Origin of the sequence: Shewanella intestini (assembly GCF_018221465.1) — a bacterium.
Lineage (GTDB): Bacteria > Pseudomonadota > Gammaproteobacteria > Enterobacterales > Shewanellaceae > Shewanella > Shewanella intestini.
In genome coordinates, this window is the sequence record NZ_JAAIKR010000003.1 from 169,595 (window position 1) to 191,080 (window position 21,486).

The 21,486-nt window shown below is 43.9% G+C and carries 17 protein-coding genes; 6 read left to right on the top strand and 11 right to left on the bottom strand.

The features are described 5' to 3' along the window. Nucleotides 1-357 precede the first annotated feature (357 nt). The 5 genes from G3R48_RS05345 (at nucleotide 358) to G3R48_RS05365 (ending at nucleotide 8,092) form a co-directional block, all read left to right on the top strand. Nucleotides 358-2,457, top strand: a complete 2,100-nt coding sequence (locus G3R48_RS05345; protein ID WP_153662479.1) for a TonB-dependent siderophore receptor — start codon at nucleotides 358-360, stop codon at nucleotides 2,455-2,457. Between the two features lie 83 nt (nucleotides 2,458-2,540). Beyond that, the gene (locus G3R48_RS05350; protein ID WP_153662477.1) at nucleotides 2,541-3,323 is read left to right on the top strand and encodes an ABC transporter ATP-binding protein; all 783 of its coding nucleotides are present in this window, start codon (nucleotides 2,541-2,543) and stop codon (nucleotides 3,321-3,323) included. Next, nucleotides 3,323-4,258, top strand: coding sequence for an ABC transporter substrate-binding protein (locus tag G3R48_RS05355; RefSeq protein WP_153662475.1), 936 nt, complete (start codon nucleotides 3,323-3,325; stop codon nucleotides 4,256-4,258). The genes G3R48_RS05350 and G3R48_RS05355 overlap by 1 nt, the downstream gene beginning before the upstream one ends. Continuing rightward, on the top strand, nucleotides 4,245-6,212 hold the full coding sequence (gene fhuB, locus G3R48_RS05360; protein ID WP_153662473.1) for a Fe(3+)-hydroxamate ABC transporter permease FhuB: 1,968 nt from the start codon (nucleotides 4,245-4,247) through the stop codon (nucleotides 6,210-6,212). Before G3R48_RS05355 ends, fhuB begins: the two co-directional genes overlap by 14 nt. Before the next feature lie 47 nt (nucleotides 6,213-6,259). Continuing rightward, nucleotides 6,260-8,092 (top strand): ABC transporter ATP-binding protein, encoded by a 1,833-nt coding sequence (locus G3R48_RS05365; RefSeq protein ID WP_153662471.1) that lies wholly within the window; start codon nucleotides 6,260-6,262, stop codon nucleotides 8,090-8,092. A 72-nt stretch (nucleotides 8,093-8,164) separates the two neighbouring features. Here the strand turns inward: G3R48_RS05365 and G3R48_RS05370 are convergent, their stop codons facing one another. The 11 genes from G3R48_RS05370 to G3R48_RS05420 form a co-directional block, all read right to left on the bottom strand. Beyond that, nucleotides 8,165-8,578, bottom strand: a complete 414-nt coding sequence (locus G3R48_RS05370) for a PliI family lysozyme inhibitor of I-type lysozyme (protein ID WP_153662469.1) — start codon at nucleotides 8,576-8,578, stop codon at nucleotides 8,165-8,167. 294 nt (nucleotides 8,579-8,872) lie between these two features. Then, nucleotides 8,873-9,268, bottom strand: a complete 396-nt coding sequence (locus tag G3R48_RS05375) for a VOC family protein (RefSeq protein WP_153662467.1) — start codon at nucleotides 9,266-9,268, stop codon at nucleotides 8,873-8,875. A gap of 13 nt (nucleotides 9,269-9,281) precedes the next feature. Beyond that, entirely contained in the window at nucleotides 9,282-9,644 is a 363-nt protein-coding gene (locus G3R48_RS17405; protein WP_212593240.1) for a DUF1801 domain-containing protein, read from the bottom strand. Between the two features lie 501 nt (nucleotides 9,645-10,145). Continuing rightward, nucleotides 10,146-10,802 (bottom strand): 3-oxoacid CoA-transferase subunit B, encoded by a 657-nt coding sequence (locus G3R48_RS05385; protein ID WP_153662465.1) that lies wholly within the window; start codon nucleotides 10,800-10,802, stop codon nucleotides 10,146-10,148. A gap of 11 nt (nucleotides 10,803-10,813) precedes the next feature. Further along, nucleotides 10,814-11,530, bottom strand: coding sequence for a CoA transferase subunit A (locus tag G3R48_RS05390; protein WP_153662463.1), 717 nt, complete (start codon nucleotides 11,528-11,530; stop codon nucleotides 10,814-10,816). Between the two features lie 146 nt (nucleotides 11,531-11,676). After that, nucleotides 11,677-12,615: a hydroxymethylglutaryl-CoA lyase gene (locus G3R48_RS05395; RefSeq protein ID WP_153662461.1), complete on the bottom strand. Its 939-nt coding sequence runs from the start codon at nucleotides 12,613-12,615 to the stop codon at nucleotides 11,677-11,679. A 2-nt stretch (nucleotides 12,616-12,617) separates the two neighbouring features. Beyond that, nucleotides 12,618-14,681, bottom strand: coding sequence for an acetyl/propionyl/methylcrotonyl-CoA carboxylase subunit alpha (locus G3R48_RS05400; protein WP_153662459.1), 2,064 nt, complete (start codon nucleotides 14,679-14,681; stop codon nucleotides 12,618-12,620). Then, nucleotides 14,681-15,550 (bottom strand): enoyl-CoA hydratase-related protein, encoded by an 870-nt coding sequence (locus G3R48_RS05405; protein ID WP_153662457.1) that lies wholly within the window; start codon nucleotides 15,548-15,550, stop codon nucleotides 14,681-14,683. The genes G3R48_RS05400 and G3R48_RS05405 overlap by 1 nt, the downstream gene beginning before the upstream one ends. A 26-nt stretch (nucleotides 15,551-15,576) precedes the next feature. Beyond that, nucleotides 15,577-17,184 (bottom strand): carboxyl transferase domain-containing protein, encoded by a 1,608-nt coding sequence (locus tag G3R48_RS05410; RefSeq protein ID WP_212593231.1) that lies wholly within the window; start codon nucleotides 17,182-17,184, stop codon nucleotides 15,577-15,579. Nucleotides 17,185-17,347: 163 nt separating this feature from the next. Further along, nucleotides 17,348-18,517: an isovaleryl-CoA dehydrogenase gene (locus G3R48_RS05415; RefSeq protein ID WP_153662455.1), complete on the bottom strand. Its 1,170-nt coding sequence runs from the start codon at nucleotides 18,515-18,517 to the stop codon at nucleotides 17,348-17,350. A gap of 209 nt (nucleotides 18,518-18,726) precedes the next feature. After that, entirely contained in the window at nucleotides 18,727-19,119 is a 393-nt protein-coding gene (locus G3R48_RS05420) for a MerR family transcriptional regulator (protein ID WP_153662453.1), read from the bottom strand. A 723-nt stretch (nucleotides 19,120-19,842) separates the two neighbouring features. Here G3R48_RS05420 and gndA point away from each other — a divergent pair. Beyond that, the gene (gene gndA / locus G3R48_RS05425) at nucleotides 19,843-21,372 is read left to right on the top strand and encodes an NADP-dependent phosphogluconate dehydrogenase (RefSeq protein WP_153662451.1); all 1,530 of its coding nucleotides are present in this window, start codon (nucleotides 19,843-19,845) and stop codon (nucleotides 21,370-21,372) included. The last annotated feature ends 114 nt before the right edge of the window (nucleotides 21,373-21,486 follow it).

Here is a 21,486-nt window from a genome sequence, read left to right on the forward strand (position 1 = left end):
CCAACTCGCCGCGCCGGTTAGGGTATTTACACCGCATCTTTAGCCGTTGCGTTCTATAAATGTCATGTCACCTTATTGGCCATTTAATACTCTTATCAACATAACATCGCCCCTATAAGACTACGCGCTTAGTGCTTAATTATTTCTTAAATATTAATAAAAGATAAACAATTAGTTAAAATTTTTATGTCAATTAGATCGCGAATGAAATTCGGTTAAGCCATAAAATCAAATTTAAGCCAATTTTAAGGCATAAGGCGGCTTTTGTGAGTTTGATCGTAATAAAGCCATTGCATTAACCGCAAAAGCAAATGAGAATGTGTCGCATCTTCATTACGAGTTATCGGTGGTTTTACTATGTCACTTTCTAAGCAAAAAAGCCTAAACACGCTCAGTTTAGCGGTCTGTATAGCATTATTTGGCACTACTGCAGTACATGCCCAGCAGCAACAAGGTGATATGGAACGCATTCAAGTCACTGCGTCAGCACTGAAAATCAATACCCCAATGGCGGAAACTCCCGTATCTGTTGCTGTTGTCGGACGTGACGACTTAGATATTCGTAATGTCACTAAACTTGATGAAAGTTTTCGTTATACCGCAGGTGTATTGTCAGCCCCTTATGGCGCAGATAACGATACCGACTGGCTAAATGTCCGCGGCTTTGAAGCGGCAACATACCTTGATGGCAGCCGTTTATTTAAAGACGGTTTTTATGTTTGGATGCTTGAGCCTTATGGTTTAGAGCAAGTGGAAGTGTTAAAAGGTCCCGCGTCAATTTTATACGGCGAGGCACCTCCAGGTGGCGTTGTTAACGCTGTGCAGAAAAAGCCTACTTTAGATGATGGCGGTGAAGTTTCTGTACAAGTGGGTAATAAAGACACCAGTCGTGTGGCGTTTGATGTGTCTAATAGCATCAGCGATGACCAACGTTTTCGTATTGTGGGTAAATTTAGTCAAGCCGATGGCGAACTAGATGACACCGAAAACACCCGCTATTACTTAGCGCCAAGTTTTGCAATGGATTTATCTGAGGATACGTCGCTTACCTTTTTAGCGTCAGTCACACATGATGACGGCACGCCAACCAATGGTTTCTTCCCAGCGATTGGCACTCAAGTTGATGATCCACGAGGTAAAATTGACCCAACAACTAACTTTGGCGAGCCTGATCACGACGTTAACCGTCGCACGCAAGTCACTGCCGGTTACCAACTAGAACATATCATTGATGATACTTGGGATTTTAAACAAAACTTCAATTATGCCTACAGTGATTTGCTATTAAATAGCACTTACATTATGTCAACGCCGTACTGGCAAGACCCGTCAAAAGAAACCTATTCACGGGGCGTGACTTACCGTGAAGGTGATATACGCAGTTTAACCTTTGATAACCGCCTTGTGGGTAATTGGACAACCAATCGCACTGAACAAACCGTGTTATTAGGTGTTGATGTTCAAAATCACCGTAACGAAGGCAAAGAGTTAGACAATTACGCTTATGATGTGATTGACCCATTTAATTTCACACCGGGTAATGCTGCGCCAATTAATAGAAATGATGCGCTTGAGCGTCAAATAGATAAACGTCAAGCCAGTGCTTATGGTCAATACCAATTAACCCTTGATGATCATTGGATTGGTATTGTTGGTGGTCGTTTTGATTATGTTGATACCCAAAATAAAAACCAAACTGCCAATAAAAATTACGACCGTAATGACAATCAATTTTCATTGAATGCGGGCTTAATGTATCGCATGGACTCAGGTTTTACCCCGTATGTTAGTTACGCAGAGTCATTTGAAGTGATCAGCACGGTTGATCAAATTACTGGCGAGTTATACAAACCCTTAGAAGGCAAGCAAACCGAGGTTGGCTTTAAATACTCGCCAGATTATATGGACGGCTATATAAACCTTGCTTGGTATAACTTAAAGCAAAACAATGCGTTGGTGAGTACCAGTGCGCAAGATCCTGACGGAAATTGGCTATTTGGTGCAACCCAAACCGGCGAAATGGTGTCACAAGGGGTTGAGTTTGAAGCGGTAATGCAACTTAGTGACGCATTAAAACTGAATGCAGCCTACACCTACACTGACTCACACACCAATGACCATGATGGTAGCGGCGACAAACGTGCACCTATGATCCCACGTCATCAAGCATCAGCATACCTAGACTACCAAATACAGCCGCAATTACGTGTGGCAACCGGGGTTCGTTATGTTGGTTCATCAATGGATGCCAAAGACTCAACCGTGACGGTCGATACTATTAAAGTGCCATCATACTGGGTGTGGGATACCTCAGTTCAATACGATATTAACTCAAGCTGGCGTGCCCAGTTAACGGTTAATAATGTACTGGATAACGAATATGTTTCGGCATGTAATTGGTATTGTTATTATGGAGAATCGCGCAGTATTGTAGGTAGCATTAAATACATGTGGTAATGACCCAGTGAATAGGCGTCTTTTAAAATCTGGCAAATTTAGGTTTGTCAGATTTTCTATATTAATAAACAAGAGTGTTAGCGATGTTTAAACTGACCAATATCCGCGTCAACCGCGGCGGTCGAGATATTTTATCTATTGACGATTTATCTATTACCAGTAATGGCTTAACGGTTGTTTTAGGCCACAACGGATCAGGAAAATCGACCTTAGTTAACTTGTTGTCAGGCCAACAAAGCCCAGATAGCGGCACCGTGATGCTCGAGAATCAAGCCTTATCAAGCTTATCCCCTAAAAAGTTGGCGCAACAAATTGCTTACCTACCACAAAAGCTGCCTGATGTTGCCGGATTTAGTGTGTTTGAACTGATCAAATTAGGCCGTTTCCCATGGAGAGGAACATTTGGACGTTGGCAGGCACAAGACCAAGCCATTGTTGAGCAATGCATGGCACAAACTAATGTTAGCCAGTTTGCAGATGATATTGCCGACACCTTATCCGGCGGTGAGCGCCAACGGGCATGGGTTGCGATGTTATTGGCGCAGCAATCGCCAGTGCTTATTCTTGATGAACCCACCTCAGCATTAGATATTGGGCATCAATACCAATTAATGGCGTTATTGAGTGAGCTTAACCAGCAAAGTGGTCGCGGTATCATTGTGATTTTACATGATTTAAATTTAGCCCTGCGTTACGCCACCGACGTGGTGGCATTAAGCGCAGGCAAAGTGGCATTTTCAGGTAACGTCAATTTGCTTAATGATGAGCAGCGCATTAGTGAGTTATTTAAAACAGAGATTGCACTGGTTGATCACCCTCGCCGTGAGCATTCTCAATCAAGCAAAAAAATTGCCGTGGTATGTTAATGCTTTTAAACAATAAATTTAAAATGATGGCGCGGCTACTTACGCTACTTTGCAGTGTATTCCTCAGCCAAGCGAGTGTTGCTAAAACAGTGACCGATAGTCGCGGCGAGCACACATTAGCGGCTACGCCAACACGAATAGTCGCCTTAAATTGGGATTTAGCCGAGCAACTACTTGATGTTGGTATTACTCCTGTCGGGGTGGCTAACCCAACGGATTATCGCACTTGGGTTGTTCATCCTACCATGCCAGATTCGGTTGCTAATGTGGGCACCCGCATGGAGCCCAGTTTAGCCGAAATAGCCGCCTTAAAGCCTGACTTAATTCTTGCAGCATCACCACAAAAAGATCTCTTAGCGCGCCTACAACGCATTGCCCCCGTGTTGTATTACGACACCTATAACAGCCACGAGTCTGCCGCTAACGCCGCGATTAACAATTTTAGGTTAATTGCCGATGTTGTTGATAAATCATCAGTGGCAGAGCAAAAAATTGCCCATATGCAACAACGTTTTGTCACGCTTAAACAACAGCTTAGCGTGGCTTATCCGCAATTGCCGCAAGTCGTTGCACTGCGTTTTGCCAATGAAAATTCGGTATTTATTTACGGTAAAAACTCAACCACAGAATATGCCATGACGCAGTTAGGCTTGCGTTTAGCGATGCCACAACCGGGATCACGCTGGGGAATCGTTCAAAAAAGGGTTATCGACTTAGCCAAAATTGATCAAGGTTATGTGCTGTACTTTAAGCCGCATTATTATCAACAGCAGCTCGATGCTTCTATTTTATGGCAAGCCATGCCGTTTATTAAAAACGGTCACATTCATAGTGTTGAACCGGTATGGAATTACGGTGGCGCGATGTCAATTTTGCGTATAGCCGAACAAATTACCGCCAGTTTATTGAAGATTGCCCCTAATGAACAAAACTAAATTTGGCTATATTAGCGCGCTACTTATCGGCGCTATTTTATTACATCTGCATTTAAGCAGTGATTTATCGCTGCTGGCACAGTGGCATTTGGTGATGGGCGAACCTGCGACTGAATTTTCGCAAGTGGCCTTTTTATATGCACATTTACCGAGACTGGTTATTGCCATGCTGGTGGGCAGTATGCTTGGTATGGTGGGTAGCTTAATGCAGCAGTTAACCCAAAACCCACTAACATCGCCATTAACCTTAGGAACATCGTCGGGTGCATGGTTAGCGTTAATTATTGTGAGTGTGGCATTTCCTGCCCAACTTGCTCAATACGGTGTCGTTGCCGCAATGGCTGGGGCGCTGTTGGCCTTAGCGTTAGTGATTATGATTGCAGGGCCGCGCAATATGACCGGCTTACCACTGGTGTTATCTGGCATGGTGGTTAACATATTACTGGGCGCAATCGCTACATCGATTATTTTACTCAACGACCAATTTGCTAAAAGCGTGTTTATTTGGGGGGCAGGCGATTTAGCCCAAAACGGTTGGCATTGGGTGCAATGGTTGTTACCCAAATTAGTTATCGCGATTCCAATACTGCTGTTTGCACCTAAAGTTTTAACCCTACTGTGCTTAGGTCAAGAGGGCGCAAAAGCCCGTGGTCTAAATGTTATCCCGGTGTTTATCGGTTTAATGGTGGCAGGGCTGTGGTTGGTGTCAGCATCGATTACTGCAGTGGGGGTGATTAGTTTTATTGGCTTATTAACGCCTAACTTAACCCGTGCTTTAGGTGCGCGCACTCCGCGCCAAGAACTGTTTGCCAGTTTATTACTGGGCGCGGCATTATTAGTCCTAACCGATTGTGCAGCCATTGCCTTGAGTCACATTACTGTCGACACCATTCCAAGTGGCATTATGGCCGCAGCTATTGGCGCGCCGGCATTGTTGGTATTTAGCCGCCGAAAAGTGAAAGCGCAAGACCAACTGTCAATTACACTGCCACCTGCTAACCCTAAAATGACGCCGATTGCGTTACCGATGATGCTTGGGTTGACACTATTAATGATTGCAATCAGTTTAATTTGTAGCCGTTATGCCGGCCATTGGCAGTTTGCGATACCTGATGCGTTTGAGCTGAGCTTACGCTGGCCACGCTTAGTGACAGCGATTTGTGCTGGGGCGGGATTGGCCGTTGCTGGTACCATTTTACAACGGTTAGTGTTTAATCCGTTGGCAAGTCCTGACATTTTAGGTATTTCAGCAGGGGCAACGTTTGCCTTAGTTGCTGGCGCTATTATTTCTGGCGGAGCGTTGTTGTTATCGGGGACAGGCTTAGCCTTTGCTGGCAGTATGACGGTATTAGTGCTGATATTATTATTAGGTAAGCGCCAACATTATGATGCATCTAGTTTAGTGTTAACAGGGCTTGCCATTACCGCCATGATTGAAGCATTAGTGCAATTTGCGTTAGCAAAAGGAACTGAAGACAGTTACACCATTGTCAGTTGGTTATCTGGCTCAACTTATCGAGTTAGCGGTGACAGTGCAATAAACTTGTTGATGGGCACAACAATGCTTATAGTAGCGGCATTTGCTTGCCATCGCTGGTTAACTTTACTCTCGGGCGGGCGTCAATTTGCCGCAGCCAGAGGGCTGAATGTGCCGTTGACTTACTTGGTATTATTAACCGTTGTTGCACTATTATGTGCGTTGGTTACTGCCACCATGGGGCCGGTGTCATTTGTGGGACTATTAGCGCCGCATATGGCCGTTATGCTTGGGGCAAAAAAAGTGGTACCGCAATTGCGTTTGGCAATCCTGATTGGCGCGCTATTGATGTTAAGCGCAGATTGGCTTGGGCAGGTTATTCTTGCTCCGCAACAAATTGCCGCTGGCACGTTAGTGTCGATTATTGGTGGCAGTTACTTCTTGTTTTTATTGATCCGTGGTCGCAGCCACACCTAATTTAGAACCATTAACTTAACGAGGTAATGGTTTAATAGGACACCTTGATGTTTTTTAAATTATTTGAGCGCTTCACTAAACCGTTCCCTGAGAGCAATAATGAAACGCCGCCCAGCACGTTAATGGCGTTTTGTCGCTATTATACCCGTGGCTTTGAAGTACCATTAATTATCATGGCGATACTTAGTGCCTGTATTGCCGTAGTCGAAGTGATGTTACTCGGCTTTATGGGTAAGCTAGTTGATTTACTGGCTAACCATACTCCGGCGTCTTTTATGGCAGAAGAACAAGGCACATTAATGCTAATGGCATTTGTGGTGTTGGTGGTGGTGCCATTATTGGCCTTTTTCCATTCAAACTTAATGCATCAGTCATTATTGGGTAATTACCCAATGTCGGTGCGGTGGTTATCTCATCGTTATTTACTTAACCAAAGTTTGTCATTTTACCAAGGTGACTTTGCAGGCCGTATTGCCACAAAAGTCATGCAAACTTCTTTATCTGTACGTGAAGCGGTGATGAAACTGCTTGATGTGTTGGTCTATGTCAGCGTGTTTTTAATCTCAATGCTGTTCATGATTGGTCGTTCTGACCTTGTGCTAATGCTGCCCATTGCCATTTGGTTGGTGAGTTATGTGTTAATCCAGCGCTTTTTTGTCCCGCGTATGAAAGCCATTGCAACAGACCAAGCCGATGCGCGCTCAGTGATGACCGGACGTATTGTTGACAGTTATACCAATATTCAAACCGTTAAATTATTTGCCCATAGCGACAACGAGCTGGAATATGCTGAACGAGGCATGAAAGGCTTTTTAAAAACTGTTTACCGCCAAATGCGCTTGGCGACGTATTTAGTGTTGAGCGTAGATTTAATTAACTACTTGTTATTATTCTCAATTACTGGACTTTCAATTGCATTGTGGATGGACGGAGCCGTGACGGTTGGCGTCATTGCGGTTGCGATTAGTATTGCGCTTCGCATTCAAGGCATGTCGAAATGGATCATGTGGGAAATTGGTGCACTATTTGAAAATATCGGCACCATCATTGATGGCATGAAAACCTTGTCTAAACCGTTAACCATTGTTGATGACAGCAATGCAAAACCATTAGCTGTAAACCAAGGTGGTATCGATTTTAAAAATATTACCTTCCATTATGGTAAAGGCGAAGGGGTGTTTGAGCAGTTTAACCTGTCGATAAAACCAGGTGAAAAAATTGGCTTAGTGGGGCGCTCCGGTGCGGGCAAGTCTACATTAGTGAACTTATTATTGCGTTTCCATGAGCTTGAAGATGGGGCAATTAATATCGACAATCAAGATATTTGTAAGGTCACCCAAGCGTCTTTACGCGGCAATATTGGCATGGTGACACAAGATACATCATTGCTGCATCGTTCAATTCGCGAAAACATTTTATATGGTAAGCCAGATGCCACAGAAGAAGAGTTAAATAAAGCCACCGAACAAGCGCGTGCCCATGAGTTTATTGAAACCTTAACCGATCAACATGGTGGCATAGGATTTGATGCCCAAGTTGGTGAACGTGGCGTTAAGCTTTCTGGTGGTCAACGACAACGTATTGGTATTGCTCGGGTGCTACTTAAAAATGCGCCAATTTTGATATTAGATGAAGCAACATCGGCACTTGATTCTGAAGTTGAAACAGAAATTCAGGCAAACCTTGACCAGTTAATGGAAGATAAAACCGTGATTGCCATTGCGCACCGCTTATCCACTATCGCCGCTATGGACCGTTTAGTGGTGCTTGATAAAGGCGTGATTGTCGAGCAAGGTACGCATCATGAATTAGTCAAAAATGGTGGCTTGTATAGCCAATTATGGGCGCATCAAACCGGTGGTTTTTTAGGTGATGAATAACCACTAAGGTGACATTTAAACCATAAAAAAGGCAGAATAAATGATTATTCTGCCTTTTTTATGCCTAAATACTTAGCATAAGTTTAGTTTATTATCTTTAACACACACCAATTGACTGGCTTGGTAATTACCGCTGCCAGCGGTGACGGTGGTGATAGATAACTTTTGAGTATCAGACCCATTTTCAATTAATACCGCTTTGAGTATGGTGCCGTCGCGGACAAAATTTACCGCATCAGAAAAATCACCCACGTTTAAGTCTTTATACAGTTTTACTGACACACTGCCGATAGAGCGTGGCTCTAAACGACCTTCTTCAACCACTAATGTTGCACCGTTAGCTAAAGAAATAGACTGAATAAACCCCGCGTCCGTTGTCGATTGGGAAATGTTAGCTGCATCAGAGTCAGTCGCTGATTTATTAACATTAATTGAGCAGCCACTCACTGCTAGTAGCACGGCAACTGTGATGATTATTTTATTCATGGGGCTCCAAAACGTTTCATTTTTAAAGTTGGCAGATGTTGTCATAATAATAGCATTTGCATTGCAGCAGGGGAGGATAGGAAATGAATCTTTGTTTATTAAGCTACAAGAATGACCTGCCGTCATCACGCAAATTAGCTTAACGCATTCAGACACTTCCAATGAAGAGGTAGTGAACATGCAGGTGCATTTGGTATTGAATAGAGAAAGTTTGATCTGACCCGACTTAATGTCAAGATGTCCATTTATCTCAGGCTATCTTTAGGTATATAACGCTACAATGCTTGGTATAGCTTAGCTTTGAATCGGAGTACATAATTCGATTAATATCCCAGAAGGGCAACGAACATAGGACACTATTTGCCCCCATGGTTTTGTTTCAGGCGACTTTAGCTCAACAGCACCATATTGTATTGCACACTGATGAGCATGACTCACATTATCAGTGACAAGTGCTATTTCAATACCTAATGGTTTATCTGAATCAGTAGAACTTATATATCCGCCAGAGAGGTTTGCTCGTCCTAGCTCATGAGATGCAAAGGCCAGAACTGTTTCACCCGTATCCAATTCCCCATAGTCATTTTCGTCAGTGATAAAGCGTCGTTTCATTTCAAATGCTTTTTCAAAGAATGACAAGGCTAAATCTACATCACGAACATAATTTATTGTGTATCCAAATTTTACCATTCGATAGTTTCCTTTAACTGTTTACTGCTTGGCTTACAAAGTACTCGACTTTTTTGAGGGCGATATCCTCATCTGTATATATCTTTAGGTGCCGCCTCTTCTTACCTTTACCCTCAAGGATAGAATCCTTATCAAAAAAACTAGCCCCATTACTGAATTCAACTGAAATATGTTCTTTGTATATGTAAATGCCGCCAATCAATCCATTTGACGCATTAAATACCAATCCACCATATTTAATGTCTTCAACTAATTCTTTATTGGCTTTTAAGAAGATATCTCTTATCGAAACAATTTTGTCAAATTGATCAGAAGATATGAATTGTATATCTGATAGGAAGTCGTTTACTTTATCGCTACAAGAGGGTTGGCGAATGCGCTAGAAGATAGTTTATTATAGTTCTTTTTAGAATACCTTAAGATTTTGTTTTATAGGAGGATACTCTCAAAAATAGGAACGCAAAAAATTAGATCAGAGTAAACATTACTTTCTATTAAAACAAACCAGCCGACTCAACAATCTCCATTGAAGTGTCCGATGACGTTAAGTTAATTTACGTGATGGAGGCAGGACGCCGACATAGCCTCAGATTGAGCCATGGATGGCGAATCTGAGGCGGTAGTGAATTGGCTTAGTAGTCAGAGGAAAAACACTTCGTTGGAGCGCTGAGGGTTCGTTAAGGGGGACAAGCGCTTTCCCCCTTGACTCTGGTGTGGGCGAAGCGCCACGACGTTAATCTTTTAAACCTCAATCAATCCAAACGCAGTTTGCTGTTCTTACATCAATAAACCAAATCACCATCAATAATAAAACGAACCTCCAATGAAGCTCGCTTTTGATGTTAAATAACCAATAATTTAGGTTTTAAACAAAAACCTAAAACACCATTTCTGGTACATGCTCTGGCACTATCAACTTACCTGCTGTTTTAGATTGAATCTCTTCAACGCTCACGCCCGGTGCGCGCTCTAACAGGTGGAATGCACCGTCTTTGATTTCTAAAAAAGCTAAGTCAGTCATTACGCGTTTAATGCAGCCGTAGCCTGTTAATGGCAGCTCGCATAACGGCAGTAGTTTAGAGTTACCTTTTTTATCAGCATGCATCATGGTGACGATAATATTGTCAGCGCCAGCGACTAAATCCATAGCGCCGCCCATGCCTTTAATCAATTTGCCGGGGATCATCCATGAGGCGATTGAGCCGTTAACATCTACTTCAAAAGCGCCCAGTACGGTTAAATCTACATGGCCGCCACGGATCATGGCAAAGCTTTCTGCTGATGAGAAAAATGATGCACCATCAACTGCGGTGACCGTTTGCTTACCTGCATTAATTAAATCAGCATCGATGGTGTCTTCAGTTGGAAACTCGCCCATACCCAGTAAGCCGTTTTCAGATTGCAGCATCACGCTCATGCCTTCAGGAATGTAGTTAGCCACTAAGGTTGGAATACCGATACCTAAGTTTACGTAAAAGCCGTCTTGCATTTCTTGTGCGACACGTTGAGCAAGTTGTTCTCTTGATAATGCCATGTGCATGCTCCTTATTTTGCAGCCGCTGGGGTTGGTTTGACAGTACGTTGTTCGATGCGTTTTTCAAAGCTGGCTTGTATGACGCGGTCAACATAAATACCTGGGGTATGAATGTGGTTTGGATCTAACTCGCCCGGCTGGACAATCTCTTCGGCTTCAACCACGGTAATTTTACCCGCGGTTGCTATCATAGGGTTAAAGTTAGCCGCTGTTTTACGGAAGATTAAGTTACCCATGGTGTCAGCTTTCCAAGCGCGAACGAGGGCAAAGTCTGAGGTAAGCGAGTCTTCAAGCACGTAATGGCGGCCTTTGATTTCACGGGTTTCTTTACCGTCAGCAATCGGAGTGCCATAACCTGTGGCGGTGAAAAAGGCAGGGATACCTGCGCCGCCTGCCCGAATTTTTTCAGCCAATGTGCCTTGAGGTGTCAAGATAACGTTTAACTCACCTGATAACATTTGCTGCTCAAAGGTGGCGTTTTCGCCCACGTAAGAGGCAATCATGGTGGCAATTTGACGTTCTTTAAGCAGTAGACCTAAGCCGAAATCATCAACACCGGCGTTGTTTGAGATGGCGGTTAATCCTGTTACACCCATTTTTACCATGTGGTTAATTAACCCTTCTGGAATACCACAAAGACCAAAGCCACCGACCATAATGGTCATGTCATTGGTGAGTCCGTTTAAGGCTTCTTCGTAGCTATGAACGACTTTATTGAGTCCTGCCATCATCTTGTCCTTTTCTATTATTGCTAGGCAATGTGTCTGTTTATGTCTTTTAACCGTTAGATTGACTAAACGTGTGTTGTTTATGGTGTTACTTTTTGGCGCGTTAATGGCCTATCAATGCCAATGGGATTATTGACGCTAATGGCTTAATCAAGGGGCATGGCTTGTGCCACTTTTGAGCCGTTTTGACGACCTAATACTTGGCTAATTTGATGACCAGCTTTAGCAAGTTTATGTAAGTCGATACCAGTTTCAATACCCATACCATGTAGCATGTATACAACATCTTCTGTGGCTAAATTGCCTGATGCACCTTTAGCGTATGGGCAACCGCCAAGGCCGGCCACAGATGAGTCAATCACACTGATGCCCGTGTCTAAACAAGCTTGTATATTGGCAAGCGCTTGGCCGTAGGTATCATGAAAGTGTAGCGCCAGCTTTTTTACAGGGACTAATTTAGCCACCGCTTCAACCATGTTACGGGCTTTAATGGGGGTGCCAACACCAATGGTGTCGCCAAGTGAAATCTCGTAACAACCCATTTTGTAAAGTATTTCAGACACGCGAGCGACTTCATCAATCGCAATGTCACCTTCGTAAGGGCAGCCAAGGACACATGATACATAACCACGTACTGGAATGTTACGGGCTTTAGCCATTGCCATGACAGGCTCGAAGCGGGCAATGGATTCTTCAATTGAGCAGTTAATATTGCGCTGACTGAAGGTTTCAGATGCCGCGCCAAAAATAGCAACTTCATCTGCTCCAGCGTCAAGCGCAAGTTCCAGCCCTTTTAGATTTGGGGTTAAAGCGGAGTAAACAACGCCTGCTTTTCGAATGCTGCTTTGATCTTGAAGGTCATTAGGCTTCAATGCGGTAAACACATCTTTTGAGTCTGCCATTTGTGGCACCCACTTAGGTGACACAAAACTGCCAGCTTCAATGCGCTTAATGCCTGCATCGGCAAGTTGCTCAATCAAGGTAAGCTTATCTTCAGTTGTGACAGGCTTTTCGTTTTGCAGGCCGTCACGAGCGCCCACTTCAAAGATACTGACATGGGTAGGAAGCGAATTAGCAAGGCGCATATTTATCCTTCCTTTGCTTCTTCATTGAGTGCTTCTTCATTGAGTGCTTCAACATTCAAAAGCTGGGCACCATCAGTGACTAACTCGCCGCTTTGGAAATAAAACTCCCTGACGACGCCATCAAACGGCGCTTCAATGGTGTATTCCATTTTCATGGCTTCCATGACTAACAAGCCTTGGCCTTCAGTGACAGTATCGCCAACGTCAACAAGGTGGGTAACGACAGTGCCATTCATTGGTGCGTTTAATTTGTCGGCGCTATCTGCACTGTCATCTGCCTCTTGTGCTAACAGTGCTTTAAAGTGATAACTGCCACTAGGTAAAAATAGGCTGAAGTCATCACCGTCATGGCTCACTGGCACTTTACTTCTATGACCGTTAATTTCAGCCAGTAATACGTCATCTTTAATTGAGCCAGCAAGTTTGAGTGCTTGACCGTTAAGACCTAGGTGCAATGCATTGCCTAAGTCAGTCATCACTAAGTTTTCCAATGTAGAACCATCACCGCTTTGTGCCGCGCTGCTGGTTGTATTGTCGGTTAATAGCGCCACATGATGAACGCTGGCACTATTAAGCCTGAAACCGCTGACTTGTCCCCAAGGTGAGTATGGATCACGGTGATGGGCGGCACTAGCTTTGGCAGTTTGCTGACGCAGCAGCACTTGGTAAAGCCCTGCTAGTGCCAGTGCAGCATCTGCTTCATCGGCGATATCATTAAGTAAACTGTCACCGTAGCGCTCGATAAAGTCGGTACAAAAATCAGCTTTTGCAAAGGCGGGATGTTGGGCGATATTAGCTAAAAATTCGATATTATGTTTAAGACCACTGATTTGGTATGAGCTTAATGCGTGGGTTAAACGCTGCAGCGCACGTGGGCGAGATTCATCCCAGACAATCAATTTTGAAATCATTGGATCGTAAAAGTTACTGATGACATCGTTTTCACGAATACCTGAATCAATGCGTACATAGCGGTTTTGATCTGGCTCGCGCAAGAAGGTTAATTTCCCTGCAGCTGGCAAAAAGTCATTACGCGGATCTTCAGCGTATATGCGAACTTCAAATGAGTGACCATGAGTACGCACTTCATCCTGTTTTAGTGGTAACTCGCTGCCACTGGCAACCATTAGCTGCCATTTAACTAAATCTTGGCCTGTGACCATTTCAGTTACTGGATGCTCCACTTGTAGGCGCGTATTCATTTCCATGAAATAAAAGCTGTCGTCGGTATCTAATAAGAACTCAACTGTCCCTGCACCGACATAATCAATGGCTTTAGCTGCGGCAACGGCGGCTTCACCCATTTGTTGACGAAGTGCATCACAAAGCCCTGGCGCTGGCGCTTCTTCGACCACTTTTTGATGCCGACGTTGAATTGAGCAGTCACGGTCTGATAAGTAAATGGTGTTGCCAAAGGTGTCGGCAAATACTTGCACTTCAACGTGGCGAGGTTGGCGAAGGTAGCGCTCCATCAATAGTTTGTCATTGCCAAACGATGAAGCGGCTTCACGGCGAGCTGAGTTAATGGCTTCAAGCACTTCTGCTTGGTTTTCAACAATGCGCATGCCTTTACCGCCGCCGCCAAAGGCCGCTTTAATTAGCATTGGGTAGCCGACTTTTCTTGCTTCATCAAGTAATGTTTCATCGCTTTGGTCATCACCATGATAACCGGGCACTAACGGCACATTTGCTGCACCCATAATAATTTTAGCCGCGCTTTTGCTGCCCATTGAGTCAATGGCATCACTACCTGGCCCCACAAAGGTAATGCCGTTTTGTTCACAGTTACGGGCAAAGTCAGCGTTTTCAGATAAAAAACCATAACCTGGATGAATAGCCTGCGCACCGGCCTTTTTAGCGATATCGATAATCAAATCGCCTTTAAGGTATGACTCAGCAGGTGCGCTGCCGCCGATATGAAACGACTCATCTGCCATGGCAACATGGCGGGCATGAGTATCGGCGTCAGAGTATAAAGCGACTGTACGTATGCCCATATCTCTGGCGGTGTTAATAATGCGACACGCAATTTCACCGCGATTAGCAATTAATAATTTGGTAAACATTACTGAACTCCTTGTGCAGCAGTCTTGGTGCTTGCTTGAGGGCTTTTATTGTTATTATTTTCACTGGCAGTGGTCCAAGCAGCAGGGCGTTTTTCAAAAAATGCGTTAAGGCCTTCTTGACCTTCATCTGATACACGAATACGGGCAATTTGCTCACTGGTATAATCGAGGATGGCATCGTCAATCACGCCATTTTCAAGACTTGATACTAAAGTTTTAGCCCATGCCATGCCTTGAGGGCTGTTGGCCTTGAAAGCATCAATAAAGGGTTTAGCTGCAGCGTCTAAATCGTCATTAATCTCATGGATCACTTGATGAGTTAACGCAACTTCTGCGCTAAAGCGCTCAGCCGTTAGCATGTAGCGTCTTGCTTGGCGGTTACCCATAGCGCGCACCACATAAGGGCTTATGACCGCTGGAATGAGACCGAGTTTGACTTCGCTTAAACAAAAACTTGCGCAGCTATTGGCGATGGCGATATCACAGCAGCATATAAGGCCAAGTGCACCGCCAAAAGCGGCACCATTGATGAGCGCAATTGTCGGTTTGGGAAATTTGTCTAAAACATGCATTAATTTAGCTAGTTCATGGGCGTCATCGAGATTTTGCTCGAAGTCCATTTGAGCTTGTTTGCGCATCCAATTAAGGTCTGCGCCTGCACTGAAGTTTTTCCCGTTGGCTCGTAGAATTAATTGATGGCAAGTTTCGTTATTGGCAAAAAACTCAATGGCGGTGATCATTTCATTAATCATCACTTCATCAAAGGCGTTATGCTTTTCAACACGATTAAGTATTAACTCACCAATACCTTGGTTAAGCTGACATTCGATGTGTTGAAAAGAAAGCGGTAGTGTCACTGTATCAGTCATCATGTACTCCTATTGTTAAGCCGCAATTACATGCGAAATACACCAAATTTGGTATCTTCAATAGGCGCATTTAACGCCGCCGATAAAGCAAGACCTACCACATCGCGTGTTTGCGCTGGGTCGATAATGCCGTCATCCCATAAACGGGCGCTGGCATGATATGGATGTCCTTCTTTGTCGTATTGCTCAACAATCGGTTTTCTAAACGCTTGTTCGTCTTCATCAGACCATTGTTGGCCCTTACGAGCTAAACCGTCACGACGAACGGTCGCTAAAACGCCTGCTGCTTGCTCGCCGCCCATGACAGAAATTCGTGCATTTGGCCACATCCACATCATTGTTGGCTCGAATGCACGGCCACACATGCCGTAGTTACCTGCACCATAACTGCCGCCAATAATCACGGTAAATTTTGGCACATTGGCACAAGACACTGCGGTAACCATTTTAGCGCCGTGCTTAGCAATACCTTCATGTTCATATTTTTTACCGACCATGAAGCCTGTGATGTTTTGCAGGAACAATAATGGGATTTTGCGCTGGCAACACAATTCAATAAAGTGCGCGCCTTTTTGTGCTGACTCTGAAAATAAAATGCCATTATTGGCGACAATACCGACAGGGTAGCCGTGAATACGGGCAAAACCACACACTAAGGTACTGCCGTAATTGGCTTTGAACTCATCAAAGTCAGAGTCATCAACCACACGAGCAATCACTTCTTTTACATCAAATGGCTTTTTAAGGTCGGTGCCGACAATGCCGTAAAGCTCGTTGATATCAAATTTAGGTGGCTTAACAGGACTTAGCTGCGCAGCAATGTCTTTTTGATGATTAAGGCGGGCAATGGATTTACGAGCAAGCTCTAATGCGTGAACGTCATTTTGCGCTAAATGATCTGCCACACCAGAAATTTTGGTGTGCACTTCAGCGCCGCCAAGTTCTTCTGCTGTGACTTCTTCACCGGTCGCAGCTTTAACAAGCGGCGGCCCTGCTAAGAAGATGGTGCCTTGTTCTTTAACGATAATTGATTCATCAGCCATCGCGGGTACGTATGCGCCGCCAGCAGTACATAGCCCCATAACCACTGCCACTTGTGGAATACCTTTGGCTGACATTTGTGCTTGGTTGTAGAAAATACGGCCAAAATGATCGCGGTCAGGAAATACTTCATCTTGACGCGGTAAGTTTGCCCCACCTGAATCGACCAAATAGATACACGGTAAATGACAGCGGTTGGCAATGTCTTGGGCGCGCAAATGCTTTTTCACTGTGATGGGGTAGTAGGTTCCACCTTTGACTGTTGCATCATTAGCAATAATCATACATTCAACGCCGCTAACTCGGCCAATACCGGCAATGACTCCTGCCGCGGGGACGGCTTCATCATACACCTCGTATGCGGCAAACTGAGAAATTTCCAGAAAAGGTGAACCTGGGTCGAGTAGCTTCTCAACCCGTTGGCGCGGGAGTAATTTACCGCGTGAAAGGTGGCGCTCACAAGCAATAGCGCCTCCACCTTGTTCAATGGTTGCTAGTTTTAATTTAAGGTCATCGACTAAGGCGGCCATGTCATTTGACTTGGCTTTGAAGTCGTCACTGCGGGTGTTAATACGGCTGCTCAATTGCGTCACAATTCATATCCTTTATGAGTAAAGTGGCATGCGTATTATCAAAGTATAAGTAGCTTGGTAATAGCTTACGCAATGACACTAATTTGTGGCTGTTTGTATTGTTATTCACAGCAGTAAGCATTTAACTTGGCTGCTGTGTGGCGCTTAATTGGTTATTAATGCGCTATTTAGATTCGTTAAATAGTTCTCGTCCAATTAACATGCGGCGAATTTCAGATGTGCCTGCACCAATTTCATAAAGCTTGGCATCACGCAGTAAACGGCCGGTGGCGTATTCGTTGATGTAACCATTACCACCGAGTAGTTGAATGGCATCTAGCGCCATTTTGGTTGCAAGCTCAGCGCTGTACAAAATAGCACCTGCAGCGTCTTTGCGTGTGGTTTCACCGCGGTCACAGGATTGAGCGACGTTATACACATACGCTTTAGCTGCATTCATACCTGTGTACATGTCAGCAATTTTGCCTTGGATAAGTTGAAATTCACCGATAGATTGACCAAATTGTTCACGCTCGTGAATGTAGGGCACAACGATGTCCATACACGCATTCATAATCCCAAGTGGGCCGCCAGACAGTACCACTCGTTCGTAATCTAAGCCGCTCATCAGCACTTTTACGCCATTATTTAGGCCGCCTAAGATGTTTTCTTCTGGCACTTCACAATCTTCAAAAACCAGCTCACAGGTATTTGAACCACGCATTCCGAGCTTGTCTAGTTTTTGAGCGGTGCTGAAACCTTTAAAGGTTTTTTCAACGATAAAAGCGGTAATGCCGTGAGGACCCTTATCAATATCTGTCTTAGCATAAATCACTAAGGTGTCGGCATCAGGACCGTTAGTGATCCACATTTTGTTGCCGTTTAGAATGTAGCGGTCGCCTTCTTTACGAGCATGAAGCTTCATCGATACCACATCAGAACCTGCATTAGGTTCGCTCATGGCTAAAGCTCCAATGTGTTCACCGCTGACCAGTTTTGGCAGGTATTTTGCTTTTTGCGCTTCGTTACCGTTACGGTTTATTTGGTTAACACATAAGTTTGAATGTGCGCCGTAACTGAGCCCGATAGAGGCTGAGGCGCGGGAGATTTCTTCCATTGCTACCACATGAGCAAGGTAGCCCATGTTGGCACCACCAAATTGTTCAGGGACGGTTACGCCTAGTAAGCCCATTTCCCCCAGTGCTGGCCACATGTGGTTAGGAAAGGCGTTTTGTTGGTCAACTTGTGCAGCAAGTGGGGCAATTTCATTGCTGGCAAAGCCTTCAATGGCGTCGCGGAGCATGTCGATGTCTTCACCTAAACCGAAGTTTAGGCTGGTGTAGAGTGAGGTCATTGCTTGTATCCTATTGAGTTGTACCCGTAAGTACGCATTTTTATAGGCTCGCACTCTTTGGTGCTTTGAGCCTTTTATTGCTTTTAATGTTGTTGAGGTAGTGCTTCTAACGGTTGTTTGTCGTTGTTATAAGTCACCGTTATTAGGTGTTGCTGGTTATTGATTGAGTTTGCTTGTTGCTTGTGCTTTGTGAGCAGCCTATGTGCATGTTAGCCATTTTCTAATGCATCACGACATTGTTGCTCAGCAGAATTTAACTCCATTAAGACAACTTTAATATCGTCCATCTGTTGCTGAAGTGAGGCTTTTTTCTCATGCACTAATTCAAGCATGGTATTGAGCTGTGAGGTGCTTGATTTGTCGGCATCGTAAAGCTCAAATAAGCGTCGGGTTTCTGCTAATGAAAACCCTAAACGTTTACCTCGTAAGATAAGTTTTAAACGTACGCGGTCTTTTAAACTGTATATTCGGGTTTGGCCGCGACGCTTAGGTTTTATCAATCCTTGGTCTTCGTAGAAACGAATACTGCGGGTGGTGATATCAAATTCTTTTGATAAGTCACTGATAGAATAAGTTGATTGTGTGGAGAGTGTTGTGCTCATCATGTCACCAAAAGGTTTCTTTTGAAGCAAGATATATGAAGTTTACGTAAAGGTAAAGTTTGCGTGAATAATTTGCAGGGGCAACTGTTAACACAAGTTTCCAGTTGAAACAAAATTTAACTTAGAGACGCTTGTCAGCAAGATAAATGACATTTACCCACTAAAGAGGTATTTGAAATGCATGATTTGAGGAGGTAAAATAAAACCAAGTCGGGTAACGATAATGACGTATCGTTACTGGGATTTACTGTAGGCAGTTATCTATCTGCAAACTTATCTTGTTTGCCTATTATAGGTCATCCGCTTATGTTTACTTCGCGTTGTGATACTGCACTTTCTCGCTGCGCAAACAGGTGTGATTCGCCTTGGTTTCTGCCTCTATCAATGTCGATTTTTCGTTGAGAGGGTGTTGCTTAAAATAAGTAAGCTGGCCGGATTTGTATCATAGTCAAACCTGAACTATGTTCTTTAGGGTTATTGCATAGCAATAATATTATTGTTCATTTTTTCAATAGGTTGCTTTTTTATGTTCAAGCTGACACGTGCAGTGTTGGCTGTTATTTATTCAGCATTATCTTTTTAAAGAAACAGATTTATCGCTATTAATTACAATTGTAAACACAATGCGTTATTACTGGTAATTGAGTTACCTCAATCGCTATAATTGCGCGCATTAAACGATGCTTTATGCATTAATCTCTGTGACTTGCGGAAACTTATTAAATGAAAACTTCTTCCCAACAAGCAAATGTCGGGGTCGTTGGCCTTGGTGTTATGGGTAAAAACCTTGCGTTAAATATTGCCGACAACGGCTATCACGTGGCGGTTTTTGACTTAGATGAGCAAAAAGTTGCTGACGCTGCAGCACAAGAGTTAGCTGAGCGACCGTCTAGCGTTTCATCTCGCATGCTTGCTTGTAATAATCTTTCAGAAATGCTCAACAATTTGACTAAACCTCGGGTTATTGTCATGTCTGTTCCAGCGGGGGCACCGGTAGATGGTGTTTGTCGCAGCCTGATTAATGCTGGTATTGAAGCTGACGATATCGTTATTGATACTGGTAATAGTTTATGGACTGATACTGTTGCCCGTGAAAAGCAATACGAAAACAATTTTATTTTCTTTAGTTCTGCGGTTTCAGGTGGGGAAGTCGGCGCGCGTTTTGGGCCTTCATTGATGCCAAGTGGTGATAAAGCAGCATGGCAATATGTTGCGCCAATTTGGAACGCCATTGCAGCCAAAGTCGACACGAAAAGTGGCCAACCCATTGAACGTTTTGAGCCTGGCAACCCTGTTCTTGAAGGTGAACCGTGTACCGCTTATATTGGCCCCGCGGGCGCTGGTCACTACGTTAAAATGGTTCACAATGGTATTGAGTATGCTGATATGCAGCTTATTTGTGAGGCATACCAGCTTTTAACTGAAGCGCTTGGCTTGAATGCTAAAGAAGTGGCCGACATATTTGAAAGCTGGAACCAAGGCTTTTTAAATAGTTATTTAATGGGGATTAGTGCAGAAGTCTTGCGTCAAGATGACCCATTAACAGGTAAGCCTTTGGTTGAAAAAATCTTAGATAAAGCAGGACAAAAAGGCACTGGGTTATGGACTGCGGTGAGCAGTTTACAAATAGGATGCCCAGCGCCAACTATCGCAGAGGCCGTTTATGCACGTGCAATAAGCACTCAAAAATCACTACGGATGTCACTTAAATCGCACCTAGCTGGCCCTGATGTGAAAAGTGTAAGTGCTCAAGAGAAAGCCGACTTTATTGATGCGCTTGAAGATGCATTGTATTGTGCAAAAGTGTGTTGTTATGCGCAAGGTTTCCAATTAATGGCAATGAATGCTAAAGAGCAAGGTTGGCAGCTAAACTTTGCTGAAATCGCTAAAATTTGGCGTGCAGGATGTATTATCCGTGCCACGTTCTTGCAATCAATCACTGCGGCTTACGAAAATGATGCTGAACTTGCTAACTTACTCATGGCTGATACTTTCAGTAGCGAGCTTTCAACTAAGCAAATGAATTGGCGTAAAACGGTTTCAGCTTCAATCATGTCAGGTATTCCTGCGCCATGTATTAGTTCTGCAATTGCTTATTATGACAGTTATCGCTGTGAAACCTTGCCAGCAAACTTGCTGCAAGGCCAACGTGACTTTTTTGGTTCGCACACTTTTGAACGTACCGACAAACCAGCTGGTGAGAAGTATCATTTAGATTGGAGCGCTAAAACACGCGTCTTATTGAAAGTGTAATTATTTTCAGTGTGCTATTGTTTTAACAGCCTCTTATGTAGAGGCTTTTTTATGGAAAATAGCATATTAATCGTTAGCATTATAATTGTTAAGTTGTGTCGCGTCTTGGGGATT